The sequence below is a fragment of the Bacillus sp. JJ1532 genome, assembly GCF_036965085.1.
Classification (GTDB): Bacteria; Bacillota; Bacilli; order Bacillales; family Cytobacillaceae; genus Cytobacillus.
The window spans coordinates 110,287-135,897 of record NZ_JBALOW010000015.1 but is presented as its reverse complement, the minus strand read 5'-3'; the positions used below and the strand labels follow the sequence as shown (position 1 = coordinate 135,897).

Genomic DNA, 25,611 nt, shown 5'->3' with positions numbered 1-25,611 from the left:
TATTAATATACATGTGCGGATTAGCTGAGGACCCATTTCATCTATTAGTTTTAATGCAATTAATGCCCCCATCCCTTCTGCAATTATATTGATTTTCACATTTATTATTTCTGTGCGGATTAAATGTTCATATAATCTTCTCGCCAGTTTAACTGCTCTTTCACTTCCCCAATTCTTTCCGTAAAGGTTTGAATAAAAAATAGTATAGCCCTCTTCATTTAGCATTTTTAATAAAGCTGCTTTTCCTTCATTCTGTGTCCAGTAGCTCCCTTGTTCATTAACAAAGTGCCTGTCATCACCAATGATTAGGATACCGAAACCGCTTGGCTTATTAGGATAATGGATCATATTCCATTCGGTATCCAATCTAAAGTTCCGGCTTTCCATCGTGAAAAACTCCCTTGCTGCTTAGTTCATAATAATGTATGACGGTTCACATGAAATGAACGGGACATAGCCTATTTTTCATATGGAAACTATTTGCAGTTTGTGAAATACAAAGGCATGCCATAATTTTTCAGCTGTAGTCATTTATTATTTTTTCTCCTTATGGTAATATGATAGGGATTTAATAATGTAGAGGTGAATACGATGAGATTCTTTTGGACGTTTTTTTGGACTTTTCTTCTTGTTCAAATGTTAACTTATGTTGTAAGCTCCATGCTTGGTTTAGCTTTTGATTTCAAAACAGGATCCATTCTTGCAGTAGGTACTACAATATTAATTTTTGTTATTTCAACGATCATTCCTGAAGGACCAGTGGAAAAAGAAGGTATTCACTAAAAAAGAGAGTGACTTTAGCGTATGCTTGCATACCCTTCCTAAGTCACTCCCTTTTTTTATTGGATTTTCACTGTTAATTCATCGTTTTCAATCGTAATCGATACTTCACTATAATCTTTAATTTCCCCACTGATAATTCTGCGGGCTAAAATCGTTTCTACATTTCTTTGGATAAAACGCTTTAACGGCCTAGCACCATAAACAGGATCAAATCCATTTTCAGCAATATACTCCTTAGCTGTTTCTGAAATATTTAGGCGAATATGCTGATCAGATAATCTCTCTTGGAGCTGTTTGATTAACTTAGAAACAATTTCCTTTATTTCTGTTAAAGCAAGAGGCTTAAATAGGGTGATTTCGTCTACCCGATTTAAGAATTCTGGACGAAAATGTCCTCTTAATGTACTCATCACTTTATTTCGAGTTTCTTCATTTATATATTCTTCTCCGCTAACGCGTTCAAGCAAATACTGTGAACCAATATTAGACGTCATGATAATCACTGTATTTTTAAAATCAACTGTTCTTCCCTGTGAGTCCGTAATCCTTCCATCATCGAGCATTTGCAGAAGAATGTTAAAGACTTCTGGATGTGCCTTCTCAATTTCATCAAGCAGAATAACGGAGTATGGCTTTCTTCTAACTGCTTCTGTCAGCTGTCCGCCTTCCTCATAGCCGACATAACCGGGAGGAGCTCCAATTAATCTTGAAACTGCATGCTTCTCCATGTATTCAGACATATCAATCCGAATAATATGCTCTTCACTGTCAAACAAGCTTTGTGCTAAAGCTTTCGCAAGCTCGGTCTTTCCTACCCCTGTTGGACCTAGGAAAATAAAAGAACCTATTGGACGATTTGGATCTTTAATCCCTGCTCTTGCACGAAGAACAGCATCGGATACAAGTTCAACTGCTTCATTCTGCCCGATCACTCTTTCATGAAGAATGCTTTCTAGTCTTAGGAGCTTCTCACGTTCACCTTCAACAAGCTTGGCTACAGGAATGCCTGTCCATCTTGCAACAATGTCCGCTATCTCCTCTTCTGTTACCTCTTCTCTTAATAAGCGTTCTCCATCCTTCTCATTGACTTCCTGCTCAAGCAGCTTTATTTCTTTTTCCAATGCAGGAATACTTCCGTGTCGAAGCTCTGCTGCTTTATTTAAATCGTATTCGCTTTCGGCCTTTTCGAGTTCGCGACGTAATTTTTCCAGCTGTTCTCTTTTTTCACGGATTTTCTGAATGCCTTCTTTTTCGTACTGCCATTTTGCTTGCATATGATCGGCTTTTTCCTTAAAATCAGCCAATTCCTTCTGCAAAAGCAAAAGTCTAGCTTTACTTGCTTCGTCACTTTCTTTCCTTAATGCTGCTTCCTCTATTTCAAGCTGCATTACTCTTCTTGTAACCTCATCAAGTTCCTGTGGCATAGAGTCAATTTCCGTGCGAATCATAGCACAAGCCTCATCAACTAAATCAATTGCTTTATCGGGGAGAAAGCGGTCTGTTATATATCTATCCGATAAAGTAACCGCTGCAACAAGGGCACGGTCATGTATATTGACCCCGTGGTGAATCTCATATCTTTCTTTAAGCCCTCTAAGGATCGAAATGGAGTCCTCCACATCAGGCTCTTGAACGAGAACTTGCTGAAAGCGTCTTTCTAATGCTGGATCCTTTTCAATATATTTTCGGTGTTCATCAAGGGTCGTGGCACCTATACAATGCAATTCACCTCGGGCGAGCATTGGTTTTAGCATATTTCCTGCGTCCATAGCCCCCTCCGTCTTGCCTGCTCCAACGATGGTGTGGATCTCATCAATAAAGAGAAGAATCCTTCCTTCGCTTTTTTTTACTTCATTTAAAACCGCTTTAAGACGCTCTTCAAACTCTCCTCTAAATTTTGCTCCGGCAATAAGAGAGCTCATATCCAAGGAGAATATTGTTTTATCCTTTAACCCTTCTGGAACATCTCTTCGTACAATTCTTTGAGCAAGGCCCTCGACTATTGCCGTTTTCCCTACACCCGGTTCTCCGATTAATACAGGATTGTTTTTTGTTTTTCTAGATAAAATTCGAATGACATTCCTAATTTCACTATCTCTCCCAATTACAGGGTCCATCTTTCCCGCCTTTACCTCTGCAACTAAGTCTCTCCCATATTTTTTTAAGGCTTCATATATTGCTTCTGGATTTTGTGATGTCACCCTTTGATTCCCCCTTATTTCCTTTATCGCAATCTCTAGCTTATGACTATTAATTCCCTCTTTGTTAAAAGCTGCTGACGCTTCGGATGTTGATTCTGAGATGGCTAATAGGACATGTTCAACTGAAATAAATTCATCATTAAAATTTTCTCTAATTTCATCTGCCCTTGCCAAACTGCGTTGAAGATTACTCGTAATATATAGCTTTCCCTGTTCAATACCGGTTCCCGAAACTTGCGGTTTTTTCCTAAGTATGTGTTCTAAACCTTTTTTCATATTTTCAATTGATACATGTGACTTTTTCAGAATAGATGCCATTAGACTGTTGTCCTGTCCGAGAAGAGCCAATAATAAATGAACATCATCCACTTCCTGATGCTGTTCCCTTATTGCTAGATTTTGCGCACTTATAATGCCGTCCTGCATCCGTTCCGTCATTTTATTAATATCCATACATATCCTCCTCTCTGACCTTCTTTGACCTTTAATGTTATTATAGCATATGTAAAGCCATCCACAAATGGATGGCTCTGAATAATAAATTAAGCTTAAGGTTTTCTTTGATACGTCCAAACACGGTTATGGTTGGAGTTTTCAGGAAATCTATCTCCTGCCTTAAGCTTTAACATTTGTGGATTATTAACATTGCTTCCGGTTTCGCCAACTTCAATATAAACTCCATTATTAGGTGCTTTCTGACCCGGTTTAAATTGACGATTTTGCCCCATACATAAATTCCTCCTTTATTTCTAGAATCACTACTATTATTTCCATCGTAAAAATTCAGCGAGATAGAACTTTTTACCATAATAAAATAGCAAAAGGCCTTCCAACAGTAAGAAGGCCTTTTGTTTTTATAAAATTTCCGATAATAGAGCTTTTTGAACATGAAGTCTGTTGCCAGCCTGCTGGAAGACAGCTGAATTCGGTCCATCAATCACATTTGCTGTAACTTCTTCTCCCCTATGTGCTGGCAAGCAATGAAGGAAAGTGAAATCATTCTTCGCATTTTTGACAAGACTCTCGTTTACTTGGAAATCTGTGAAGTCTTTCAGTCTTTTTTCATTTTCGGCCTCTTGCCCCATACTCGTCCACACGTCTGTATAAATAGAATCTGCACCATTTACAGCTTCATATGGATTATTTGTTATCGCTACATTTCCTCCGCTAGCAGCAGCAAACCCTTTTGCCTTATTAACGATATCTGCATTTGGTTCATAACCAACTGGAGTGGCTACCGTAATATTTACTCCTAGTTTTGCTGCGCCAATCATTAATGAATGGGCAACATTATTTCCATCACCAACATATGCTAGCTTTAACCCTGCTAATTCACCTTTAGTTTCCTGTAAAGTTAATAAATCTGCTAATGCCTGACATGGGTGGTACAAATCTGTCAGCCCATTAATGACTGGAATCGTTGCATGTAAAGCAAGCTCTTCAATAGTTTTATGCGAAAAAGTACGAATCATAATGGCGTCTACATAATGTGAAAGAACCTTAGCCGTATCAGCAATGGACTCCCCTCTTCCTAATTGGAGATCTTGACTATTTAAATATAAAGCCTGACCCCCAAGCTGGATCATGCCAGCTTCAAATGAAACTCTCGTACGTGTAGATGATTTCTCGAATATCATCCCTAGAATTTTACCCTGTAAGGGAGCAATGTGTTCACCAAGCAATGCTGCATTCTTAAGCTTCTTAGCTTTTTGAAGTAAACCACTTATAACCTCTGGGGAGAAATCAGCTAAAGCTAAAAAATCAATTCCTTTAATATTAAGTTTGTTATCTGCTGTTTGAATTGAAATAGCCAATTCAACCACTCCTTTTATTTGTATTTTTTTCCAATTTAATTTGACATTTAATATTTCCCAAGCAATTTTTAGTCGAAGCAATGATGAATTTGATTTATTTAGAGCATACTTATAAATAAATTTATATTCAAAGTAGTTTTATAATCCTTTACTGATGTATTTTTATTTAATATTATCTATTTTTATGCAATTTATTTTAAAAATTATCAGCCTATACGGCTGTTTTAGAGAATTTTTTTATTACTGTTTTAATTATATTTACTGCTTCATCCATTTCGAAAATTGATACCGTTAAAGGCGGCAAAAGCCGTAATACATTACTGCCTGCTGGCAGGGCTAACAATCCATTTTCCCTAAGTTCCTTTAATAAAACAGGCAAATCAATAGACGTTTCAATTCCGAACATGAAGCCAAGATTTCTAATTTCATTAATCTCTTCTAATGAACCTAAATCACTGCATATTTTCTTTAACAGATATTGACTGTTGTTTAGGACATTCTGTAAAAATTCCTCTTGAAATATAGTTTCCATTGTAGCAATAGCCGCAGCAACTGAAAGGGGATTTCCGCCAAAGGTTGACCCATGGCTTCCAGGTCCAAATACTGTTTCTAGTTCCTTTCTCCCGATTACTGCTCCAATTGGCAAGCCATTTCCTAACCCTTTCGCAGAGGTGACAATATCAGGTGTTAAGTTAAATTGCTGAAATGCAAACGGAGCACCTGTCCGCCCAATCCCAGTTTGAATTTCATCAATAATGAAAAGGGCATTATACTCTTTACATAATTCCTGAACACCCTGTAAAAACTCTTGCTTTCCAATATGAATTCCGCCCTCACCTTGAACAACTTCAAGCATTATGGCAGCTGTTTCGTTATCCATAGCCTCTTTAAGTCCATCTAAATCATTAAAAGGCAAGTAGACAAATGTTTCAAGCATAGGACCAAATCCGGTTTTTATTTTATCCTGTCCTGTTGCCGACATGGTGGCAAAAGTCCGCCCATGGAAAGAATTCGTAAAGGTAATGATTTTCTTTCGGCCAGTAGCTTTTCTAGCGAGCTTAATTGCCGCTTCATTCGCTTCAGCACCACTGTTTGAAAAAAATACTAAATCCATCTTAGCACCTTCAGCTAGCAGTTTTGCAGCCTTCTCTTGCTCCCCTTGAATAAATAAATTGGAAACATGCCAGAATCGGTCCAGTTGGCTGCTGATTGCTTTTTGCACGACCTCAGGACGATGACCTAGATTGCAAACTCCAATTCCGGCTGTAAAATCCAAATACCTTTTTCCGTTTTTATCTATCATGATACAGCCTTCTGCCTGCTCTGGCTCAACGTCCCAACGGGCATATGTCGGAAATAAATGGCTCATTTTAATACCCTCTCTTTGGCATTGATTTCTGTTCCAATCCATTGTAAACCATCAAAAAATCTCTTTTTTCCTGAAACAATCATCACACTTTTTATTCCTTTTTCGATAGAGGCTACAGCTGATTTAACCTTTGGAATCATTCCGCCAGTGATTTGTCCTTCATTAATGTAACTATCTATCTCTTCAGTATTTGTTTGAAGCACGATGTTGCCATCAATCATAATCCCATCTACATCTGTGACAAAAATACAATGTTCAACCTCTAATGCATTTGCTACAGCTGCTGCAGCAAAATCGGCATTTATATTTAGCTTTTCTCCATCTTCGGTAACTGCAATTGGCGTAATGACAGGAATAAATCGGTCTTGCAAAAGCATGGTGATTACCTCTTTGTTCACCTTCGTAACATCGCCGACAAATCCAAGCTGCTCCTTGTCAAGAAACTCCCCTTGCAAGACCCCTCCGTCACTTCCATTTAAACCAAAACCTTTTAATCCATAAGACTGGAGTTTAGCTACTAGTTTTCTGTTTGTCTGACCAGACAAAACCATTTCGACAATTTCAAGAGCTTGTGAAGTTGTCTTACGAAGCCCTTGAACAAATTCATGAGGGACCTGAAAAAGATCAAGCATTTTATTAATATCAGGTCCTCCCCCGTGTACGAATATAAGCTGGTAGCCTTGTTTTTCTAACTCTATTAAACTTTCAAAAAATGTTGGGGTTAGTTCATCCATCACACTTCCACCGCATTTAATAACGATTGTTTTCATGTGACTTCCCCCTTACGAACGGTAACTTGCATTAATTTTGACGTAATCATAGCTTAAGTCACAGCCCCAGGCCTTACCTGCTCCAGTTCCTTGATGAAGATCAACATGAATATGAATTGTTTGGCTGCGCAAATATTCGCTTGCCTCTTCTTCTGAAAATGGCTGTGGCTCACTATTCTTAAGCATTGTAACTGTCCCTATCGCAATGTCGACAGTATTAGGGTTTATACGAACCTTTGACTGACCTATAGCTCCGATGATTCTTCCCCAGTTAGCATCTTCTCCATATACTGCTGTTTTCACAAGGTTTGATCCTACAATTTGCTTAGCTACTTGTCGTGCTTCAAGATCACTTTCTGCACCTTTTACATCCACTTCAATTAATTTCGTTGCCCCTTCGCCGTCTTTCGCGATTTGTTTTGCTAGGCTTTCACTTGTCTTCGAAAGTAGTTGCACAAACTTACCCCAATCAGGGTGATTAGGTGTTAATGACTTATTTCCAGCCATTCCGTTTGCCATTACAAGAACCATATCATTTGTCGATGTATCCCCATCAACTGTTATTTGATTAAATGTCGTATCTGTCACAAGCCCTAGAGCAGCTTGAAGATGTTCACTTTCAATATTAGCATCTGTTGTTATAAAGCCTAGCATTGTAGCCATATTCGGATTGATCATCCCAGAGCCTTTAGCCGCCCCGCCCATTGTAATCGTTAAACCATCAATAATTGCGCTGTAGCAACAATTCTTCATCACAATATCTGTTGTTAGAATCGCTGTTTGAAAGTCCTCAGCATGCTTAGAGTCATTATCCGGCTTTAAATTCTGAATCCCGATTTCAAGCTTATCCATTGGCAAATACTCACCAATAACTCCCGTTGATGCGACTGCTACATAGTGCTCCTTTAATCCAAACTTTTCTGCTGTCCATTTTCTCATTTGGAAAGCGTCTTTTATTCCTTTTTCCCCGGTACAAGCATTTGCACAAGCACTATTAACAACCACTGCTTGCAGCATCTTCTCCACTTCAATGCTTTCTTGTGTTACTTTTAATGGTGCTGCCTGAAAATGGCTAGTCGTATAAACAGCAGCGCAATTTGCTGGAATTTCGCTAATAATAATCCCTAGATCTTTTTTTGAATATCTTAAACCTGCATGCACCCCGGAAGTATTAAATCCTTTTGGAGAAATGATACTTCCTCCTTTAACCTCTTTTATGGATATAGATTGAGTAACAGCTTGCATTTCTTCTTCCTCCTTATGGATACATGGGAATAAAATCTAAACCTGCCGTTTCTTCAAAACCACAGATAATATTTGCATTTTGCACAGCCTGCCCTGCTGCACCCTTCATTAAATTATCAATAACAGAAATAATCGTTAATCTTCCTGTCCTTGGATCGACATGAAGACCAATATCACAGTAGTTGGAGCCAGCCACCTCTTTTACCGATGGGAATGTATTTTCCGGCCTGATGCGAATGAACGGATTTTCACGGTAAGTTTCGTTATACAACTCTAGCAGTTGGGAGGTATTTAGATCTGCTGATAATTGAGCATAGGCTGTGATCATGATTCCTCTCGTAATTGGCAATAGATGTGTTGTAAAGGTAATTGGACTTATATCGTTATTCCACCTTGAAAGCTGTTTCTCAATTTCAGGCGTATGCTGGTGTTCATTAACCTTATAAACTCTAAAGTTCTCATTTGCCTCTGAAAAACTAGTATTTCGGGCTAATGATCTGCCGGCACCTGATACTCCTGATTTGGCATCGATTATTATACTCGATGGATTAATCAGCTTTTCTTTTACGACTGGAGCTAGGCCCAATAGTGTAGCAGTCGGGTAACATCCAGGATTGGCGATTAATCTGGAAGCTCTAATCTCTTCTTTGTACCATTCTGAAAGTCCATAGACGGCTTTGGCAGACAAAGATTCATTTACAGGTTCATGTTTGTACCATGCCTTATATGTCTCTGCTGGTAATCTTAAATCGCCAGATAGATCAATAACGGTTATATTCTTATTTTCAAATTCAGCAGCTAAATGTCCGGAAATTCCCGATGGCGTAGCAAGAAAAACTATATCTGATTGTTCAGCGATCATACTTGAATTAATGTTTTGCAAGTTGTCACCAATGATTTCAAAGAGGTGGGGATATTCTTTCCAAATCGGGATATCTTTCTTAGAAGAGTGGATGGATTGTATTTTAAATTCAGGATGCCTATGTAATATCCTCAGCAGCTCTGCTCCCCCATATCCCGTTGTTCCAATAATTGAAACGTTCATAGCTTCTCCCTTCATTAACCATATTGTATATTTAATCATTTTTTTTTATATTTATGAATTAATATTTCTCTTATTATAGAAAGGATGGAAGATAAAATCAACTGTTTTTTGTTGAAGTTTTTTATCTTTACAATATAATAGTGTTATTATCCCTAAAAGATTGAATTATTCTAACGTTAAAGGTTCGTTTTTCCCACGGACAGACACTACGGGGAAAAGGTGGTTTATCAAATGGAATCCCAAATTGAGTTTTCTAATGAGCTTAAAGAGTTATTACTAACTGTTAATCATAAAAGAAAAATTGAGAAAGGCACCTTTCTATTCCAAGAAGGGATGAAAGCAAGCGAACTGTTTATTATTGAAAGCGGTTTAATTCAAATAAGTAAAATCGTTCCAGATGGACGTGAGCTTACTTTAAGAATGTGCTCTACAGGTGATATCATTGGGGAGCTTACACTTTTCTGTTCAGCACCAAGGTATATGCTAAGTGCAAAGGTAATTGAGGCTGGAGAGGTTGCGGTTATCGCTCAAAATGAATTAGAGGAAAGATTAAAACAGGAGCATCAGCTAGCACTTGAATTAATGAAGTGGACAAGCCTTCAATATCGAAAAACACAAACTAAATTTAGAGATCTCATTCTCCATGGGAAAAAGGGTGCCCTATATTCAACATTGATTAGACTTTCCAATAGCTATGGAGTGATTTCCGAAAATGGAATTACATTAAGCATCCCATTAACGAACCAAGAGCTCGCCAATTTTTGCGGAACATCCAGAGAAGTGGTTAACCGGATGTTAGGAGAACTTCGAAAAAAAGAAATTATTTCGGTAGAAAAAGGAATTATTACTATCCACAGCCTTAACTATTTAAAAAACGAAATAGACTGTGAAAACTGCCCAGTTGAGATATGTAATATTGATTAGCTCAAAAAAAAACGCTTAGTCGAAGCGTTTTTTTTATTGTATGGCATTAAGAACGATGATGAAAAAATAAGCGGCGTTTACAATCTCAAGAATGCCTAATTTGGCCATCGTCAAGCCTTTGCCGTAAAAAATGACGGCTCTAATTAGGCTTGGGATATAGGCTGCCACTACTATCCAATTGCCCGTCATGATCCAGACCATAATAATCGCTATATGAAATAACCAGGATATCCATTTATACTTTTGGTTTTTCTTTTCTCTTATCATTGTTTTTACAAAAAAGGTGCTGCCAGTGAAAAATAAAATGGAGGCAAAAAAGACTATCCAAACCTCACTAATCAGGTCTCCATTTGAAAGAAAGCCACTAGCTAACCCTGCTATTGAAAACACAATAATAGCACTCAAATCATTGCCTAATGCACGATCCCTGTTTTTCGATGAATAATAGGCGTTAAGGGTAAAGAAAGGAATCATAACCAGCCCAAATATCACTATGGAAGGTCTTTCCCATAATGGTATCAAGAGCAATATCAAAGCCGGCACTACATAGATAATCGTCCATTTTCGATAGAAATTTATCTTTTTCCTTTTAAATAAAAGGAGCATTGGATATGTAGCTAAATACAGTAATAGCCAGCCAAAGAAAAAAGGGATATGTATCCACATGAAATCATTTGCAGCAACTCCCAGCCAAAACGGGATCATTAGCATCGCCCAAGCCCCGTGCTGTTTTGGTAAAAATAGCTTCACTATTTTCTCCTCCCTTTGGAATGCTGACTTTACTATATCTGCTAATTCATTTTCGTTAAGTGAAAATTATCACAGAAAGGAATAAAACCGCCAAATTGTGACGGTTTTGAGGCTATTTACTTTGCTGATTTATTAGGAACTTGATAATCCATTCTACCCCTGCCTTATCATGGATAGAAAAAAATGGAATGTTAGGATAAGCATCTCTAATCGTGGCATTTTCCTCATCCCAATACAAAGCTGCTTTAATATTCGTTAAGGTTGTAAGAAGTTTATAGCTATCAAGCGATCTCAGGATAACAATTTTCGGATAACTGGCATGCTTATGGCCTTCAATAATAATAAAGTCTGGGTTAAATTGCTTTAGGATCACAAGCTGCTCATCAATCGTCCATTTTATTTTCTCGGCTTGGAGAAGGATTCTGCCATCCCCCTCCACAATAGCTGCGAGTGCCCCAGAAGAAATATGCTGACTAGAATCCTTCGTTTCAAGCAGTTCAGGCTTTCCTCCATGCCCATGATGCTTAACCGTTGCGGCTGTTAATTCATGTTTCGTAAGATGAGTAATAATTTTATTTACAAGTGTTGTTTTTCCGCTGTTTTGGTAACCAACCACTTGAAAAACATATGGAGACGTTACCATGGCCACTCGCTTCCGTCATAGTCCTCAAGCAGCAATACATCCACTTCAGAGCCTGCTTGAAAGCCCCTCGTTCCCCCTGGAAGAATCATTAAGGAATTAGCTCCGGCAAGGCTCATTACGATATTGGATTTGTCTACACCACTTGGAAAAACCAATAATTTTCCGTCCTTTACAGTGACAGTACTTCTAACAAAGCGGGTAAAAGGATTTGCTTTTGCAAATTCAACCGTAAGTTCAGCCTTCTCTTTCCGAAGATGAGGCTTTTCAGCAAATAGCATTTTCCTTATGATTGGACGGGTAAATAGTTCGAAACCAACATAGCAAGCGGATGGATTTCCCGATAAACCGAATAAAAGCTTTCCTTCTAACTGTGCTACAGTCGTCACACTGCCAGGCCTCATGGCTACTTTGTTAAAAAGCACTTCAGCATTCATTTTACTATATATGGCTGGGAGATAATCAAAGTCACCGACTGAAACTCCACCTGTTGTGATCAGTATATCTACTTTATCTAAAGCTGATTTTACCGCTTCATAGCATGTGTCAAACTCATCAGGAAGTTTACCAAAATACTTAACTTCTGCACCCGTGCGTTCTATTTGGGCAGCAATCATATAAGAGTTGCTGTTTCTTATTTTGCCAGGCTGTAGCTGATCATCTACATCCAACAGCTCAGTTCCTGTAGCATATAGACCTACTACCGGCTTTTTTGCAACCGGAACCTTTGCATAGCCAAACGTGGCTAGTATGGCCTGAATTCCTGGATTTATTTTTGCCCCTTTTTTAATAAGAATGTCCCCTTCTTTTGCATCCTCACCTCGGAATGAGATATTATCCCCAGGATTGAATGAACGTTTAATGGACATATAATTTTTCCCATTTTTTTCAAAGCCTTTCGTTAACTCAAGCATTACAACGGCATTACATTCTGCAGGCATCTGTGCCCCTGTCATAATGCGAACCGCCTGGAATGAGCCAACCATTTTACTTGTCACGTGTCCAGCACCGATATGATCAATAACTTCAAATTCTATGGGATTGTCTGGTGATGCTTCTTTCGTATCGACCGCTCTGACAGCAAAACCATCATATGGAGAACGGTCAAAATGAGGCACATCATTAGTGGCAGTTATATCTTCTGCCAAATACCTTCCGAAACTCTCATTTATTGAGACGTATTCTATGTGACCTGTTTTTTCAAAGTTCATTACCCGCTGAACTGCTTCACCAACAGGAATGGGATTTCTTCTTTCAACCATTTTATCAGCTCCTATAGAGACATCATTATCCTTATATTATAGGTGTATTGATGTTGATTTCATATAATATAGCTCACACTAAATTTCTATTATTTGTCTATAATTTTCATAAGTGTGATTACAGTCACCAGCTAACAATGAAATATCGTTTATGCTGTATATGTAAATAAAGCTTGATTAGGAGGATTATCATGACCATGGCTTTTTCAGAAACAACATTAGTAAAGGATATAGTTAATGAACAACCGAAAACAAGTGATGTATTTAAACGCTATCGTATAGATTTTTGCTGCGGCGGAAACATTCCATTAATAACGGCTGCAACCGAGCTGTCCGTTAACATGGAGCAATTAATGGCAGACTTAAACGAAGTATATGTTAAAGAAGAAAATCAAAAGGACAATATGGAAGTATGGACGGACAGTTCATCTGAAGAAATTATCAACCATGTCATGCAGCATTATCATGTTCCATTATTAGATGAACTTACCCAGTTAAGTCCATATGTAACAAAGGTAGCAAAGGTACACGGTGATCATCACCCTGAGCTATTGAAGGTATATGAGCTATTCTATGAGTTCAAGAAGGAAATGATTGAACATACAGCAAAGGAGGAAGACACAGTTTTCCCATTGCTGAAACAATTAGAAGATCCTGAAGTTCCTAACCGCGAAGAGATTATTAACTACATTAAAGAACTTGAGAAGGAACATGACCACGCTGGGGGACTTTTAAGACAGCTAAGAGAAACGACATCTGATTATGAGCTGCCACTGGATGCTTGCGGAACGTATACGCTCGTGTACAAGCGTCTTGAAATGCTTGAAGGACAAACATTCATGCATGTACATTTGGAAAATAACATTTTATTCCCAAGATATTTTTAATCATAATGTTGCGAAAGGAAATCGGCGATTGGTTGCCGATTTCTTTTTTTTATAAAAAAACATCCCAGACTAGGCAGGGATGTTTAACCACCAATATAGGACATCTCAATTTTCTTACGATTTTTTGCTGTTTCTTCAGTCCGTTCGTCTGAATAACGGTCTTTTCTACCGCTCCAAATATCGATGATTCTGTTTCTTATTTCAGCTTCTGACGCACCGTTCCTCATAAACGCCTTCATATCATGCCCATCTCCATTAAACAGACAGGTGAAAATCTGTCCATTTGCTGACAGTCTTGATCGCGTGCAGCTTGAACAAAAGGATTCCGATACAGATGGAATAAACCCTACATCCACATTTGTCCCTTCATATCGATAACGTTTGGCAACTTCGCCATAATAATCAGGATCAACAGCGTCCAATAGGAAGTGCTCCTTTAAGATTTCATAAATTTCCTTCTTTGTGAAAACATCATCCATTCTCCATCCATTTGTGCTGCCAACGTCCATATATTCTATAAACCGAAGCTGTAGTCCGTGTTCTTTGCAAAATTTTGCCATCGGTACGATTTCAGATTCATTTAATCCCTTTTTTACGACCATATTAATTTTTACGAAGAGTCCTGCCTCTTGGGCAGCCTTAATTCCATTGAGAACTTCTTGAACCGCAACATTTCTGCCATTTATTTTTCCGAATAACTCGTCATTTAATGAATCTAAGCTAACATTTACCCGTTGTAACCCGGCTTCCTTTAAATCATTTGCAAGCCTTGGAAGCAAGACTCCGTTTGTCGTTAATGCGAGATCCTTTAGCCCATCTATTGCCGCAAGCTTTTTCACGAGAATCGGCAAATCCTTTCGAAGCAATGGTTCTCCGCCTGTAAGTCTGATTTTTTCTACACCAAGATCTACAAATATTTTCGCAAGAAGTTCAATTTCCTCATATGTTAATAGTTCGCTTTTCGGCAAAAAAGCAAAATCCGGTCCAAATTTCTCTGCAGGCATACAATACGTGCAGCGAAAATTACAGCGGTCAATTACCGAAATCCTCAGATCTCTTAGTGGTCGATTCAATTGATCTTTAACGATTGATTTTTTCATCCTATCAACTCCATTGAGGGTGACCTCTTTTGAAACATTGTAGCATACTATATGCCTTTATTAGGCCTTTCAGTTAAATTTAGTTAAAAAAGCCAAAGAGGGGAACTTTAGTAATTGGGCAAAGTTTAACTCATATAATACTTAATATAATATGCTCTTTCAAAAAATTATATACAGTTTGAAGAGTGAGTATAGACCAACTACCAGAGTCACCTTTTTTATCCAACTTTTAAGATGTTGCTTTTTTCCTTAATGTTTTTGGAATGTATACGCAGAAAGGTTCACTTTCCATATAATCTCCTGTGACTGCATACGCACGGGAACGAGAGCCGCCGCAAACATATCTAAATTCACATACTCCGCACTTGCCTTTGTATTGATCTGGATTTCTTAAATTCTTGAATATAGGTGATTCCCTATAGATTTCAGCTAAAGGCTGCTCCCTTACATTCCCTGCTTTAATTGGCAGGAGCCCGCTTGGGTAGACGTCTCCAATATGTGAAATAAATACGAAGCCATTTCCGTCATTGACGCCTTTAGGAGCTCTGCCAAGACCATCAATGGACCCAGTTAATCCTTGTTGAGTCAAAGCATCTAAATATTTAATGTCACCGTTTTGTGCATGTTCCTCTCTCATTTTATTCTGAATAACAACACGGCGATAATGCTGGGCTGCTGTTGTTTTTATATCAAAGGATACCCTTTTACTTAAATCATATAGCCACTTAAATACCTTTTCATGTTCAACAGGTGAAATCATATCACTTTCCTGTCCCCTGCCAGTTGGAACTAGGAAAAAGACACTCCAGAGAACACATTTCAAATCTTCTACAACCTTCGCCATCTCATCTAAGTAATCAATATTATAACGAGAAATAACAGTATTTATTTGAACAGGTATTTCAAGCTCATGCAAATACTTAATTCTTTCTATTGTTAAATCAAACGATCCTGCTGTTCCTCGAAAATGATCATGAATCTCAGGAGTTGGACCATCAAGACTGAAAGCCCAGCGTGATAATCCTACTTCCTTTGCTTTCTCAATTGCTTCTTTTGTCACATTTGGAGTAGCACTCGGGGTCATTGAAACACGGACACCTTTGTCCACTGCATATTTCGCAATATCAAAAACATCCTCCCTCATCAATGGGTCACCACCGGTAAAGACAAGCATCGGATTATTCATGTCATAGATTTGATCAATTAATGCCTTTCCTTCTTCAAATGATAATTCACGGGGATCTCTTCTATATTGAGCCTCTGCCCGGCAATGAAGACATTTTAACTGACATGCTCTAGTTAATTCCCAAATCACAATAAAAGGATCTTTATTAAAATCGCGGCTAAAGGACATTAGAATCCTTCCTCTCTTATTTCACTATTTCCATTGCAATTTATCGCAAGGATTTTTATCTAAATATTGATTGCAATTGTAGTATAAGGGATAATGCAGAATAAATTAGTGAGAAATCTCACATTGAGGATTATTGGATGAGCTGGATTATTCTTATCCAGTCAAATATACTTGCCGGCTTGGAGTATTTGGACAGGTTTTCGCCCAAACACAAACCTGTCCAATAACTAATTTGATAATTATGTTTACCAAAAATAAAAACAGCAAGAGCATAAGCCCCTGCTGTTTATGATATCGTAATGACTTCATATTTAGATGCAAGATCAATAAATGCTGGCATCCCGCTTATTTTACCGGCAATTAATTTATTTTCTACACCGTAATAGTCTACACAAGTTTTGCATGCAATTACTTCTACTCCCTTTTCCTCCAGCTCTTTAAGATGAACTGAAGCAAAGGATTGTTCAGTTAATGCAAATACACCGCTATTCATGCAAAAAATCGCTGCAGGTAATTCCTCTCTTTGCTTTAACAATGTAAAAAAGGTTTCAAGAACGCCTTCACCAAGCTCCTTATCCCCTTTTCCAAGCTGATCTGAGCTAACTAGAATGACTTTATTCTTCATCAGCCTCTCACCTCTAACGAACCCCTAAAGCAATCTTGGCATATCGAGACATTCTATCCTTAGACCATGGCGGATTCCAGACAATATTTACTTCCGTCTCTTTCACTTCTGGAATATCTGCTAGAGCACTCTTTACATTTTCTACAATTGTTCCAGCAAGAGGACAGCCCATTGACGTTAAAGTCATATCAACGGTCGTCTTTCCCTCTTCATCCATCTTAACATCGTATACCAATCCAAGATTAACGATATCCACACCAAGTTCTGGGTCAACTACTAGCTCTAGAGCACCCATAATACTATCTTTTACCTCTTGATCCATCTGCTATAACACTCCTTCTTCTATGTTTCTAATTATTATCTTATCAAAAATAATCTTGAATATAAATGACGGGCATCACATCAGGCAGTAAATTTACTTTATAAATAAGTTTCAAACCATTTTACTGTTTCCATAACCCCTGTCGTACTCACTTTATGACCAGCTTTCTCATCACTAATAAATGAAAGATTTTCCGGTTGTTTATCGTATAAAGGTTTAATCGTTTCATAAAAATGAAAGGCAGGTGAATAAGGAACGACCGAATCCTGTTTGCCATGCCAGAATAGCAATGGTCTATTTCCAAGTTTATCAGTCTGCTTACTTAAATCAAGTTCTCTAATTTTGTTCATCAAATGAGCCATTTCATCATTAGTGAGTGGAATGTCAACTCCATAACGTTGAAGTTCATCTATTTGGTGCAAGGCAAACTTCTCATAGTAAGGCATACCCATTAAGCTTGCGGCCACTTTTATCCAAGGGTATTGAGTAAGGGCACCTAATGTGACAATTCCCCCCATTGAAGTCCCAACAACACCTACTCTACTAGGGTCTATCAATTGCTCATCTTCGAAGGAACTTTTTACGATCTCCAATTCTTCGATTGTTCGAATGATGATCTCCCAGAAATGTAAATTCAGTTCGTTTCCCGACAATCCAGTACTCCTTTCACCATGGTAGAGTGCTTCAGGAAGGATAACACGAAACCCTTTTTCAGCTAGTAAGTAAGCATAGTGCAGATTAAATTCCTTCCTGCTTGTAAAACCGTGAATAAAGATGATAGATGGAAGTTTTTCTTCCCAATTATTCGAATCCGCAATATGCAGAAAGGGGATTTCGTTTATTTTGGAATTTTTTACGGTAATCATTGTAAAGCCTCCTAATGTTAAGCCAACCTATATATTATGTTAAGTTTAAAATAAATCGTTATTTTTTTATTAGAAAAACTTGGCGTTTGCCAAGAACTCAGGCAAATGCCTTAGCTTTTCTTATGCGATATCTGAATAGAAATATACTCTTATTTGCAAGTTTAGATTAAAACAATAAAAAACTTTAACCTTCCTATTAGCCAAAACAAACGAATATTTGTTAACATAGTGTTTATAGTTATTTTTTTGGTTTTAAACATTTTTATGATGGGTACGAGAGTAGGAACATTTCTCATTTAGTGTACCATGAGGACTTTCTTTTTTCTAAAGCTTTACACTTGAAATAGAAAAAATTGTATAAAGAAGGTGTTGTTATTATGGCAGAAAAGCATTTGATCGCGCTAGACTTAGATGGTACGTTGCTAAAGGATGATAAGACAATATCATTAAAAACAAAAAAAGTGATTCAAAAAGCCCGTGAAGAAGGGCATATTGTCATGATTGCAACCGGAAGACCTTTTCGTTCAAGTGAAATTTATTATAAAGAAATGAATCTTGATACTCCAATTGTTAATTTCAACGGAGCTTTTGTGCATCATCCAAAGGATAAAAAGTGGGGAGTTTATCATACACCGCTAGAAGTAAATATTGCTAAAGAAATTGTTGAGGGATGCAGTTCCTTTCATTTTCATAACATTATTGCAGAGGTCATTGATGATGTTTACTTCCATTATCAAGATAAAAAGCTTATAGAAATATTTGGCTTCGGTGAGCCGAATGTGACGACTGGTGATTTGCGCAATTTTCTAAATGCCTCTCCTACAAGTATGTTAATTCATACCGATCAGGAGCATGTGCAAACGATTCGTGATCATCTATCGAGCCTCCATGCTGAAGTCATTGACCACCGAAGCTGGGCGGCCCCGTTTCATGTTATTGAAATAGTAAAGGCGGGATTAAATAAAGCTGTAGGGCTGAAAAGAGCAGCTGATTACTTCCAGATTCCTGCTGATAGAATTATCGCTTTTGGCGATGAGGACAATGATCTGGAAATGCTTGAATTTGCAGGATATGGAATCGCTATGGGGAACGGAATAAATGAGGTTAAATCAGTGGCAAAAGATGTTACCTTAACAAATGAAGAAGACGGTGTTGCCGTTTATTTAAATGAATTATTAAATTTGAAGCTATAATTATGCCTCATCTTAGAAAAAAGACCAAGATATTCCCCTTTTTAAAAGATTCGATTAGAGTATACTAATTAACGAGGCAGCAGATGAGCTGTTTCAACAACTTCTTTTCTGGAGGGGATTCGATTGGGTAGACGTAATAAATCGAAACGCTTTGTACAGCAGGGTGTAGATTCCGTTACTAAGCATTCAGAACGTATCCCTTATCACACAACATATGCAGAGGCTGAGGCAGAGAAAATGGCTAATGTGAAAGATTCTTCTATTGGAGGAGCTTAATATGGGGAATAGACTATTTCAAGAAGCGAAACAATCTGTAAATATGGCAAAAGCGGCATTCCCCTCTGAGCAGGCAAGCGCGGTTGCTGTAGCCAAAAACGCCTTAAGTTCTGCCTACGCAAACTCGACAAGAGCAGAGCAGGAACAGTTAGCAGGCATGCAGCAAGCGTTAGATGAAATTCCTTCAAATCCTCAATCATAACAGAAACAACAAGCTGACATTCTAAGTGTCAGCTTGTTGAATTTTTTCTAAGATTACTGGAAGTTCATTTATCATTTGTCCTTCTTTATTTCGCTCATATAAATAAAGAATAATCGTCCCGCTCACTGGGAAATCCTCTTCAGTAATATTAATTTCTATTTTAATTTTTGACCATGAAGGAAACTTTTCCTTCGTTTCCTGCTTCTTTTCGGAAATAAATTCAGTATGTCCATCCTCAACTATATAGAAAGATTCTCCACTTTTTGAACGCGCTTCCCCAGTTACTGTGTAACTCCCTTTCTCGCCGCTTACTTGTATTGTTCGAAATGCTTCGTTTTCCTTGGCTGCCTCCTCCATTTCTTTATAGCTAACCAAAGAATTATTAATCATTTCCTCAGCATATGGCGAAAAGGAACCAATCATGAATAAATAAGAAATAAGAATCTGAAGCATTTTATCCCTCCAAATGCATATTAATCCTTGCGGAAGAAGCCTAATACACCAACAGTTTGCACAATATTAGTAAAAGCATTTGAATCTATCTCTTTTATTATTCTTTCTAAATAAAATAATTCATAACGAGTGATAACAATCATGAGCATTTCCTTTTCCTCATTAGTAAATGAACCTTTGGCAGGTACAATGGTAATTCCTCTAAGCAGTTTTTCATGAATGACTTTTTTCATTTCATCTGATTTTTTCGTAATGATCATAACCGTTAGTTTCTCATGTCTCGTGTGAATGGCGTCAATAACCCTTGTTGACACGTAAAGCGTCACAATTGTATACAATGCCTTTTCCCAGCCGTAAAGGGCACCAGCTGTTATAATGATAATCGAATTTAATAGAAAGAAATACGTGCCAATCGGTTTATCATTTAAACGTGAAAGGACCATTGCAATAATATCCATTCCACCTGTTGACGCTCCCCATTTTAAAGTTATTCCTACTCCAACAGCTCCAATCACTCCACCAAAAACTGCATTTAATAAGATATCGTTCGAAAACTCCTTTACAGGAATCACTTCTAAAAAGATCGACATAGCCAGAACACTGATAAAACTAAATAGCGTAAAGGACCTTCCTACCTTCATCCAGCCTAGAAGAGCAACTGGAACATTTAAAACAAATAGGAAAATTCCAGTAGAGATTCTCCCTTCAAATATGCTGGATAAAAGCTGTGCAGCACCTGCAAATCCGCTGGAATAAATATTCGCTGGAATTAGGAAGAAGTTCATAGCAATCGCCGCGAGAAACGCACCAATTAATACGATGATTAATTTCTTTGTTCTTAACCAAATCATATGTGATCACCTACCTAAATTATAAGTATTACCCAAAAATGGTATTTATATTGTCTTTTTGTCCTATTTTCTATAAACTTAAGAATAAACAGTATGGAAAGCAGGTGAATATGTATGTCAGTAAAAATTTTGACAGACAGTGCAAGTGATTTACCTTTAAGTTTTTTAAAAGAAAATAATGTAACACTATTTCCATTAAAAGTTCACTTAGATGATACTGAATATGAAGATTTAGTTACGATAAACCCAAAAACAGTTTATGAAGCAATCCGTGAAGGTAAAGTGCCGAAAACGTCCCAAGCTTCTCCTCTAGCCTTTGAAGAAGCTTTTACAAACATGGCAAAAAATAATGAGGATGGAATTTATATTGCATTTTCATCAGAATTATCAGGTACATACCAAACCGCCGTTATGATGCTTGACCAAGTAAAGGAAACCTATCCTGATTTCAACCTAACTATTGTTGATACGAAATGTGCTTCACTTGGATTTGGCTTAATTGTTAAAGAAGCTGTTAAATTAGCTAAAGAAAACGCATCCAAGGAGACTATTTTAGAAGACATTACATACCGCTGTAAGCATATGGAGCATTTATTTACGGTCCACGACCTCGATTATTTAGCAAAAGGCGGACGTGTTTCAAAGGCTTCTGCATTTTTGGGCGGGCTGCTTAATATCAAGCCGTTACTGAATGTTGAAGATGGCAAGCTAGTTCCGATTGAAAAACATAGAGGAAAAAAGAAACTCCTTCGCCGCATTATTGAATTAATGAAAGAAAGAGGCGAAAACTTTGATCGTCAGGTCATAGGTATTAGTCATGCGGACGATGAAGAAACTGCTTTTGAAATAAAAGAACTAATCGTACAGGAATTTAACGTTAAAGAAGTTTTCATTTCCTCTATTGGGGCTTCCATTGGCTCCCATACTGGGTCCGGGACAATCGCTATCTTCTTTTTAAATAATGTAAAATAACACTTATCAATCCCTGCGAATACTCCTTTTCATTTTTACAGACAATATGATTAGGCTAGCCTTCTATTGAAGGTTGTCTAATCATATTGAATTTGTGAATATATGGAAAGGAGTATTCATATTATGCCCCGTACTTCTGATAATGATAAAAAAGCGAAGGATAATAATGCCCTCAGGCATGAAAAAAATATGATGCGTGAGAAAAACCGTAAGGCAGGAAAAAACCAGTACTCTAAAACAACTGATCACCTATAAAGTGAAACTTCAATCAGTGGGGGTTTTCCGACGCACAGGACGTGCTAGTGCCGACGTTGCCACAGGACGTGGCGTTCTTAGTCTGTGTTCGTATAATCGGGCCTTTACGGGCTGTTGATCCCCCACTTTGAAATTTTTGTTTTACTCACCTTCTTGAAATGGGGGTCTTACAGCCCGTTAATCTGCGACAAAATAAACGAGCAAGCACAGCTTGCTCGTTTATTTCTTCATATAAGTCCAGCCTTCTTCTTGATAGATTTTCCCTTCCTTCATCAACCGCCCTAATGCACGTTTGAAGGAGGCTTTACTAAGCTGAAAGCGATCCTGTATATCCTCTGGAGCGCTTTTATCACTATAAGGCATAGCCCCGTTGCGCAATTGTAAATAGGAGAGGATTTTTTCAGAATCCTCATCAAGTGCCTCTTGTTTTCTCGGCGCTAAAGAAACATTGATCGTTCCATCCTCTTTTACATCAATTATTCTGCCTTCAATCTTTTCTCCGAGACGCGGTTCTGTTTTTCGCTGAGACTCATGGATAAAACCTTTAAACCCTTCGGCCGTATAAACCCAGCTTCCAACCTTTGCTGTTCGATAAATATGGCCATGAATGTTTTTATTAAAATCTTGTCTTGTAGCCTTTATCGACATTTGCTCGATTATTGGGTCTGTGGCAACTTTTACATAGATGCGACTATTGCGGTTCACTCTTAACGTTATATAAAGCAAATCGCCGACTTTTGGCCAAACTGACCGATGGACAGGAAGATCTTCTTTTCCAAGGAGCATATCTTTTTTTATTCCGATATTGATGAAAACACCAATTTCCTGTTTTTCATCACTAACAACTGCCCAGCCATAAGATTCTGTTGTAATCTCAGGGATCGTTGTTGTAGCTGCTGCTCTTCCCATAGAATCCGTGTATAGAAAAACTTCAATCTCTTGGCCTTCTTCCAGCTGCATATCAGTATCGTTTTTGTGTAAGAGAACATCCTCTTCGCCATCTGATAAAAAGTAGCCAAATTCAGCTGGCCTTTCAACTGTTAGCTTTACAGTACGGCCAATATAATCTTTTATAGGCATTATTCATTCATCCTTCTAAATTTTATTAATAATCATCTATATTATATAAGACAATATCTCCTAAAGTTGTTGGGACTGCTATATTTTACTATAATTATAAGTAAAGTAAAACCTCTTTTCAAAAGGACATCATGATTATTGATAGCTTTTTGAAAAGAAACGAAGCTTAAGGAGGCAATTATGTCTAAAGAGAGTTCATTTGATATTGTATCCAAGGTTGACTTTTCAGAAGTTACCAATGCTATTAGTATTGCCATGAAAGAGATTCAAACCCGCTATGATTTTAAAGGAAGCAAAAGCCACGTTTCTCTGGACAAAGAGGAGCTTGTACTAATTTCAGACGATGAGTATAAGCTTGGTCAGCTTAAAGATGTGCTATTAAGTAAAATGATTAGAAGAGGCATTCCAATAAAAAATTTAGATTATGGAAAAATTGAAGGGGCTTCAGGAGGAACAGTACGGCAAAGAGCCAAGATTGCCCAAGGAATCGATAAGGAAAATGCAAAGAAAATTAATACACTCATTAAAAACAGCGGTTTAAAAGTAAAAAGCCAAATACAAGATGATCAAATTCGAGTTACTGGAAAAAACCGTGACGATCTGCAACAGATCATTGCCGCTATTAAGGAAGCGAGCCTAACCGTAGAGGTGCAGTTTGTTAATTACCGTTAATAAAATCTATAGTAAAAGCCAAAGGAAGAAATTTCCTTTGGCTTTTACTATTTAACTATTCCTGGGACCGTTTCTTTTTAGATCTTCTCCATACAGCTATGATAAACGCAATAAAGGCACCCCACACAATAATAGTTGCAGTTACATAGGGAAGATTCATCCCAGATTTTTGGGATAATACATATATTTCAGCTTCTTCCCGATCAATAAAAATCTTATATTGATGATCATTGTTCTTTACTAGATCATTCGTTAATAAGCCTCTCAGCTCTTTATCATCAGCAAATTCATCTTCATTTATCGTAACATGACGAGATTCAGAACTATTGTTAATAACAATAACAGTCGTTTCATCATTATAAGTACGTTTGTAAGCAAGAACACCATTTTCCTCGGCAATCAGCTTCATCTCTCCCCTGGTTAGGCTAGGGAAATTATTACGCAGTTTTCCCAGATTTGTGATGTAATCAATTAAATCCTTATCTGTTCTGAAATCCATCTGTTTATGATTATCATGCCCTAAACCGCCATCCAAGGCTATTTCACTGCCATAATAAACGATAGGAATTCCCGGCGAAGTATAAAGATAGGTTAAAGCAAGCTTCCATCTTGGACCAGGATGCTGATTTTGTTCAACCATATCCCTCGTATACCGTACTAATTTATGGTCATCCATTAATGAGCCCATTAAATATGGGTTTTTGTAGGTTGACATCAATTCATCTTTGCGAGTTTTTAGTTCATTTTGTGGTTGATCAACTTGGTCAAAGGCTGGCCTTAATGTTTCGGTTAATGGAAAGTCCAGAAATCCATCAATTCCAGTTTCCTCATATTCAGAAATGAAATGAGGATCATTTGACCTTACTTCACCGAGTAAATAAAAATCCTTCTTTGCAGCTTTAGACTGTTGAACAAAATCAGTAAGGAATTTTTTTGAAACCCCATCGACTTCATCAAGGTAATACCCGTCTATATCCGTTTCATTAATCCACCATTTTGCAGCATCCAGCAAATAGCCCTGAACTTCTGGATTATCGTGATTCAAGCTAGGAAGTTCATTTAGCCACTCATTTCCCAGATCCTGCTGAATTGGTGATTGCTCGGTTTTAAACCAATCCTTCTTAGTAGGATCCTTTAGCCATTCATGTTTTGTGCCAACATGATTAATAGGGAAATCCATCATCACTTTCAAATTTCGTTTATGAATTTCTGTCACAAGCATTTTAAATTCATCGATAGTACCAAAATGCTCCTCAGTATTGTAAAAGTCTTTAACCCAATACCCATGATATCCGTTTTCTTCATTATCAAAAATTGGTGTCAGCCAAATAGCTGTAAAGCCCATATCCTTTATGTAATCGAGCTTTTTAATGATTCCTTGGAAATCACCGCCATGGAAGCTTTGCGGATCCTTTACATTCACATGATAATCATTTTTAAAATCCCCATTATCAAATCGATCCACCATTAAAAAGTAAACGGATTCATCTTGCCATTTTCGATCTTCTTTTTCAACTGCTCCTACAGGCTGAGCGTAAAAAAGAAGCAACGGAATTAAGATAAGAGTCCACACTCTTTTTACCATCTCCGCTCCTCCCCCCTCTTTAAACAAACAAGCTATTATGCAACTCCTATAGATTAGCCTTTTTTCCCTTGTGCAGTCAAATATTTGATGTGAAATTACCTAGTTTTCTGCGATT

General features: G+C 37.7%; 28 protein-coding genes and 1 pseudogene. 9 read left to right on the top strand and 20 right to left on the bottom strand.

All coding sequences use genetic code 11. The annotated features are described in order from the left end of the window. Nucleotides 1–387 (bottom strand): annotated as a pseudogene (locus tag V7122_RS06995) (hydrolase); the annotation flags it as partial. Between the two features lie 204 nt (nucleotides 388–591). Here V7122_RS06995 and V7122_RS06990 point away from each other — a divergent pair. Further along, nucleotides 592–783, top strand: a complete 192-nt coding sequence (locus tag V7122_RS06990; protein ID WP_335346139.1) for a DUF2929 family protein — start codon at nucleotides 592–594, stop codon at nucleotides 781–783. Between the two features lie 56 nt (nucleotides 784–839). Here the strand turns inward: V7122_RS06990 and clpB are convergent, their stop codons facing one another. The 7 genes from clpB to argC all read right to left on the bottom strand — a co-directional run bounded on the left by clpB (nucleotide 840) and on the right by argC (nucleotide 9,227). Further along, nucleotides 840–3,437 (bottom strand): ATP-dependent chaperone ClpB, encoded by a 2,598-nt coding sequence (clpB, locus tag V7122_RS06985; RefSeq protein WP_335526139.1) that lies wholly within the window; start codon nucleotides 3,435–3,437, stop codon nucleotides 840–842. Nucleotides 3,438–3,532: 95 nt separating this feature from the next. Next, entirely contained in the window at nucleotides 3,533–3,712 is a 180-nt protein-coding gene (locus V7122_RS06980; RefSeq protein ID WP_335354220.1) for a YjzC family protein, read from the bottom strand. 126 nt (nucleotides 3,713–3,838) lie between these two features. Continuing rightward, entirely contained in the window at nucleotides 3,839–4,798 is a 960-nt protein-coding gene (argF, locus tag V7122_RS06975; RefSeq protein ID WP_335526138.1) for an ornithine carbamoyltransferase, read from the bottom strand. A gap of 211 nt (nucleotides 4,799–5,009) precedes the next feature. Further along, nucleotides 5,010–6,167, bottom strand: coding sequence for an acetylornithine transaminase (locus V7122_RS06970; RefSeq protein WP_335526137.1), 1,158 nt, complete (start codon nucleotides 6,165–6,167; stop codon nucleotides 5,010–5,012). Then, nucleotides 6,164–6,937, bottom strand: coding sequence for an acetylglutamate kinase (gene argB, locus V7122_RS06965; protein ID WP_335346134.1), 774 nt, complete (start codon nucleotides 6,935–6,937; stop codon nucleotides 6,164–6,166). The genes V7122_RS06970 and argB overlap by 4 nt, the downstream gene beginning before the upstream one ends. Nucleotides 6,938–6,949: 12 nt before the next feature. Continuing rightward, on the bottom strand, nucleotides 6,950–8,182 hold the full coding sequence (gene argJ / locus V7122_RS06960; protein ID WP_335526136.1) for a bifunctional ornithine acetyltransferase/N-acetylglutamate synthase: 1,233 nt from the start codon (nucleotides 8,180–8,182) through the stop codon (nucleotides 6,950–6,952). A 13-nt stretch (nucleotides 8,183–8,195) separates the two neighbouring features. After that, nucleotides 8,196–9,227, bottom strand: coding sequence for an N-acetyl-gamma-glutamyl-phosphate reductase (gene argC, locus V7122_RS06955; RefSeq protein ID WP_335346132.1), 1,032 nt, complete (start codon nucleotides 9,225–9,227; stop codon nucleotides 8,196–8,198). Between the two features lie 231 nt (nucleotides 9,228–9,458). Here argC and V7122_RS06950 point away from each other — a divergent pair, with 231 nt between their 5' ends. Next, entirely contained in the window at nucleotides 9,459–10,151 is a 693-nt protein-coding gene (locus V7122_RS06950; RefSeq protein ID WP_335526135.1) for a Crp/Fnr family transcriptional regulator, read from the top strand. 33 nt (nucleotides 10,152–10,184) lie between these two features. On the opposite strand, the gene V7122_RS06945 is transcribed toward V7122_RS06950, so the two are convergent. The 3 genes from V7122_RS06945 to V7122_RS06935 all read right to left on the bottom strand — a co-directional run bounded on the left by V7122_RS06945 (nucleotide 10,185) and on the right by V7122_RS06935 (nucleotide 12,803). After that, complete coding sequence (locus tag V7122_RS06945; protein ID WP_335483383.1) at nucleotides 10,185–10,901, bottom strand: YwiC-like family protein; 717 nt, start codon at nucleotides 10,899–10,901, stop codon at nucleotides 10,185–10,187. A 112-nt stretch (nucleotides 10,902–11,013) separates the two neighbouring features. Then, nucleotides 11,014–11,544 (bottom strand): molybdopterin-guanine dinucleotide biosynthesis protein B, encoded by a 531-nt coding sequence (gene mobB / locus V7122_RS06940; RefSeq protein WP_335483422.1) that lies wholly within the window; start codon nucleotides 11,542–11,544, stop codon nucleotides 11,014–11,016. Continuing rightward, entirely contained in the window at nucleotides 11,538–12,803 is a 1,266-nt protein-coding gene (locus V7122_RS06935) for a molybdopterin molybdotransferase MoeA (protein WP_335354211.1), read from the bottom strand. The genes mobB and V7122_RS06935 overlap by 7 nt, the downstream gene beginning before the upstream one ends. 191 nt (nucleotides 12,804–12,994) lie before the next feature. Between V7122_RS06935 and ric the strand changes: the two genes are divergently transcribed. Beyond that, on the top strand, nucleotides 12,995–13,690 hold the full coding sequence (ric, locus tag V7122_RS06930; RefSeq protein WP_335526134.1) for an iron-sulfur cluster repair di-iron protein: 696 nt from the start codon (nucleotides 12,995–12,997) through the stop codon (nucleotides 13,688–13,690). Nucleotides 13,691–13,773: 83 nt separating this feature from the next. Here ric and moaA read toward each other — a convergent pair whose 3' ends face one another. From moaA to V7122_RS06905, 5 genes are all read right to left on the bottom strand, one after another. Beyond that, nucleotides 13,774–14,790 carry a GTP 3',8-cyclase MoaA gene (gene moaA / locus V7122_RS06925; RefSeq protein ID WP_335526133.1) on the bottom strand — a complete coding sequence of 339 codons (1,017 nt, stop codon included), beginning with the start codon at nucleotides 14,788–14,790 and terminating at the stop codon, nucleotides 13,774–13,776. Nucleotides 14,791–15,019: 229 nt separating this feature from the next. Then, a complete protein-coding gene (locus V7122_RS06920) occupies nucleotides 15,020–16,144 on the bottom strand; it encodes a TIGR04053 family radical SAM/SPASM domain-containing protein (RefSeq protein ID WP_335526132.1) in 1,125 nt (374 codons plus the stop codon). A 286-nt stretch (nucleotides 16,145–16,430) separates the two neighbouring features. Beyond that, entirely contained in the window at nucleotides 16,431–16,769 is a 339-nt protein-coding gene (locus V7122_RS06915) for a DsrE family protein (RefSeq protein ID WP_335346349.1), read from the bottom strand. Nucleotides 16,770–16,782: 13 nt separating this feature from the next. After that, nucleotides 16,783–17,091: a metal-sulfur cluster assembly factor gene (locus tag V7122_RS06910; RefSeq protein ID WP_315668212.1), complete on the bottom strand. Its 309-nt coding sequence runs from the start codon at nucleotides 17,089–17,091 to the stop codon at nucleotides 16,783–16,785. A 98-nt stretch (nucleotides 17,092–17,189) separates the two neighbouring features. Then, entirely contained in the window at nucleotides 17,190–17,957 is a 768-nt protein-coding gene (locus V7122_RS06905; RefSeq protein WP_335526131.1) for an alpha/beta fold hydrolase, read from the bottom strand. Between the two features lie 377 nt (nucleotides 17,958–18,334). Between V7122_RS06905 and V7122_RS06900 the strand changes: the two genes are divergently transcribed. The 3 genes from V7122_RS06900 to V7122_RS06890 all read left to right on the top strand — a co-directional run bounded on the left by V7122_RS06900 (nucleotide 18,335) and on the right by V7122_RS06890 (nucleotide 19,628). Further along, a complete protein-coding gene (locus V7122_RS06900; RefSeq protein WP_335354207.1) occupies nucleotides 18,335–19,150 on the top strand; it encodes a Cof-type HAD-IIB family hydrolase in 816 nt (271 codons plus the stop codon). 123 nt (nucleotides 19,151–19,273) lie between these two features. After that, the gene (locus V7122_RS06895; protein WP_335526130.1) at nucleotides 19,274–19,426 is read left to right on the top strand and encodes a hypothetical protein; all 153 of its coding nucleotides are present in this window, start codon (nucleotides 19,274–19,276) and stop codon (nucleotides 19,424–19,426) included. 1 nt (nucleotide 19,427) lies between these two features. Further along, nucleotides 19,428–19,628, top strand: a complete 201-nt coding sequence (locus tag V7122_RS06890; protein ID WP_335343994.1) for a DUF3813 domain-containing protein — start codon at nucleotides 19,428–19,430, stop codon at nucleotides 19,626–19,628. A 21-nt stretch (nucleotides 19,629–19,649) separates the two neighbouring features. Here the strand turns inward: V7122_RS06890 and V7122_RS06885 are convergent, their stop codons facing one another. Next, nucleotides 19,650–20,081, bottom strand: a complete 432-nt coding sequence (locus V7122_RS06885; protein ID WP_335526129.1) for an intracellular proteinase inhibitor — start codon at nucleotides 20,079–20,081, stop codon at nucleotides 19,650–19,652. Nucleotides 20,082–20,101: 20 nt separating this feature from the next. Continuing rightward, nucleotides 20,102–20,932 carry a YitT family protein gene (locus tag V7122_RS06880; RefSeq protein WP_335526128.1) on the bottom strand — a complete coding sequence of 277 codons (831 nt, stop codon included), beginning with the start codon at nucleotides 20,930–20,932 and terminating at the stop codon, nucleotides 20,102–20,104. Between the two features lie 114 nt (nucleotides 20,933–21,046). Between V7122_RS06880 and V7122_RS06875 the strand changes: the two genes are divergently transcribed. Continuing rightward, on the top strand, nucleotides 21,047–21,904 hold the full coding sequence (locus V7122_RS06875) for a DegV family protein (RefSeq protein WP_335354205.1): 858 nt from the start codon (nucleotides 21,047–21,049) through the stop codon (nucleotides 21,902–21,904). A 123-nt stretch (nucleotides 21,905–22,027) separates the two neighbouring features. Then, on the top strand, nucleotides 22,028–22,159 hold the full coding sequence (locus V7122_RS06870) for a DUF3941 domain-containing protein (protein ID WP_082677191.1): 132 nt from the start codon (nucleotides 22,028–22,030) through the stop codon (nucleotides 22,157–22,159). 219 nt (nucleotides 22,160–22,378) lie between these two features. On the opposite strand, the gene V7122_RS06865 is transcribed toward V7122_RS06870, so the two are convergent. After that, nucleotides 22,379–23,239: a CvfB family protein gene (locus V7122_RS06865; RefSeq protein WP_335348066.1), complete on the bottom strand. Its 861-nt coding sequence runs from the start codon at nucleotides 23,237–23,239 to the stop codon at nucleotides 22,379–22,381. A gap of 180 nt (nucleotides 23,240–23,419) precedes the next feature. On the opposite strand from V7122_RS06865, the gene V7122_RS06860 reads away from it, so the two are divergent. Next, nucleotides 23,420–23,911: a YajQ family cyclic di-GMP-binding protein gene (locus V7122_RS06860; RefSeq protein ID WP_335348065.1), complete on the top strand. Its 492-nt coding sequence runs from the start codon at nucleotides 23,420–23,422 to the stop codon at nucleotides 23,909–23,911. A gap of 55 nt (nucleotides 23,912–23,966) precedes the next feature. Here V7122_RS06860 and V7122_RS06855 read toward each other — a convergent pair whose 3' ends face one another. Then, nucleotides 23,967–25,496, bottom strand: coding sequence for an alpha-amylase family glycosyl hydrolase (locus tag V7122_RS06855; protein WP_335526127.1), 1,530 nt, complete (start codon nucleotides 25,494–25,496; stop codon nucleotides 23,967–23,969). Between the last annotated feature and the right edge of the window lie 115 nt (nucleotides 25,497–25,611).

Excerpts from the sequence above, each read along its gene's own strand:
- V7122_RS06990 (WP_335346139.1), top strand. The coding sequence starts at position 592 with ATGAGATTCTTTTGGACGTTTTTTTGGACTTTTCTTCTTGTTCAAATG.
- clpB (WP_335526139.1), bottom strand. The coding sequence starts at position 3,437 with ATGGATATTAATAAAATGACGGAACGGATGCAGGACGGCATTATAAGT.
- V7122_RS06980 (WP_335354220.1), bottom strand. The coding sequence starts at position 3,712 with ATGGGGCAAAATCGTCAATTTAAACCGGGTCAGAAAGCACCTAATAAT.
- V7122_RS06970 (WP_335526137.1), bottom strand. The coding sequence starts at position 6,167 with ATGAGCCATTTATTTCCGACATATGCCCGTTGGGACGTTGAGCCAGAG.
- argB (WP_335346134.1), bottom strand. The coding sequence starts at position 6,937 with ATGAAAACAATCGTTATTAAATGCGGTGGAAGTGTGATGGATGAACTA.
- argJ (WP_335526136.1), bottom strand. The coding sequence starts at position 8,182 with ATGCAAGCTGTTACTCAATCTATATCCATAAAAGAGGTTAAAGGAGGA.
- argC (WP_335346132.1), bottom strand. The coding sequence starts at position 9,227 with ATGAACGTTTCAATTATTGGAACAACGGGATATGGGGGAGCAGAGCTG.
- V7122_RS06950 (WP_335526135.1), top strand. The coding sequence starts at position 9,459 with ATGGAATCCCAAATTGAGTTTTCTAATGAGCTTAAAGAGTTATTACTA.
- mobB (WP_335483422.1), bottom strand. The coding sequence starts at position 11,544 with ATGGTAACGTCTCCATATGTTTTTCAAGTGGTTGGTTACCAAAACAGC.
- V7122_RS06935 (WP_335354211.1), bottom strand. The coding sequence starts at position 12,803 with ATGGTTGAAAGAAGAAATCCCATTCCTGTTGGTGAAGCAGTTCAGCGG.
- ric (WP_335526134.1), top strand. The coding sequence starts at position 12,995 with ATGACCATGGCTTTTTCAGAAACAACATTAGTAAAGGATATAGTTAAT.
- moaA (WP_335526133.1), bottom strand. The coding sequence starts at position 14,790 with ATGAAAAAATCAATCGTTAAAGATCAATTGAATCGACCACTAAGAGAT.
- V7122_RS06920 (WP_335526132.1), bottom strand. The coding sequence starts at position 16,144 with ATGTCCTTTAGCCGCGATTTTAATAAAGATCCTTTTATTGTGATTTGG.
- V7122_RS06915 (WP_335346349.1), bottom strand. The coding sequence starts at position 16,769 with ATGAAGAATAAAGTCATTCTAGTTAGCTCAGATCAGCTTGGAAAAGGG.
- V7122_RS06910 (WP_315668212.1), bottom strand. The coding sequence starts at position 17,091 with ATGGATCAAGAGGTAAAAGATAGTATTATGGGTGCTCTAGAGCTAGTA.
- V7122_RS06905 (WP_335526131.1), bottom strand. The coding sequence starts at position 17,957 with ATGATTACCGTAAAAAATTCCAAAATAAACGAAATCCCCTTTCTGCAT.
- V7122_RS06900 (WP_335354207.1), top strand. The coding sequence starts at position 18,335 with ATGGCAGAAAAGCATTTGATCGCGCTAGACTTAGATGGTACGTTGCTA.
- V7122_RS06890 (WP_335343994.1), top strand. The coding sequence starts at position 19,428 with ATGGGGAATAGACTATTTCAAGAAGCGAAACAATCTGTAAATATGGCA.
- V7122_RS06885 (WP_335526129.1), bottom strand. The coding sequence starts at position 20,081 with ATGCTTCAGATTCTTATTTCTTATTTATTCATGATTGGTTCCTTTTCG.
- V7122_RS06880 (WP_335526128.1), bottom strand. The coding sequence starts at position 20,932 with ATGATTTGGTTAAGAACAAAGAAATTAATCATCGTATTAATTGGTGCG.
- V7122_RS06875 (WP_335354205.1), top strand. The coding sequence starts at position 21,047 with ATGTCAGTAAAAATTTTGACAGACAGTGCAAGTGATTTACCTTTAAGT.
- V7122_RS06870 (WP_082677191.1), top strand. The coding sequence starts at position 22,028 with ATGCCCCGTACTTCTGATAATGATAAAAAAGCGAAGGATAATAATGCC.
- V7122_RS06865 (WP_335348066.1), bottom strand. The coding sequence starts at position 23,239 with ATGCCTATAAAAGATTATATTGGCCGTACTGTAAAGCTAACAGTTGAA.
- V7122_RS06860 (WP_335348065.1), top strand. The coding sequence starts at position 23,420 with ATGTCTAAAGAGAGTTCATTTGATATTGTATCCAAGGTTGACTTTTCA.
- V7122_RS06855 (WP_335526127.1), bottom strand. The coding sequence starts at position 25,496 with ATGGTAAAAAGAGTGTGGACTCTTATCTTAATTCCGTTGCTTCTTTTT.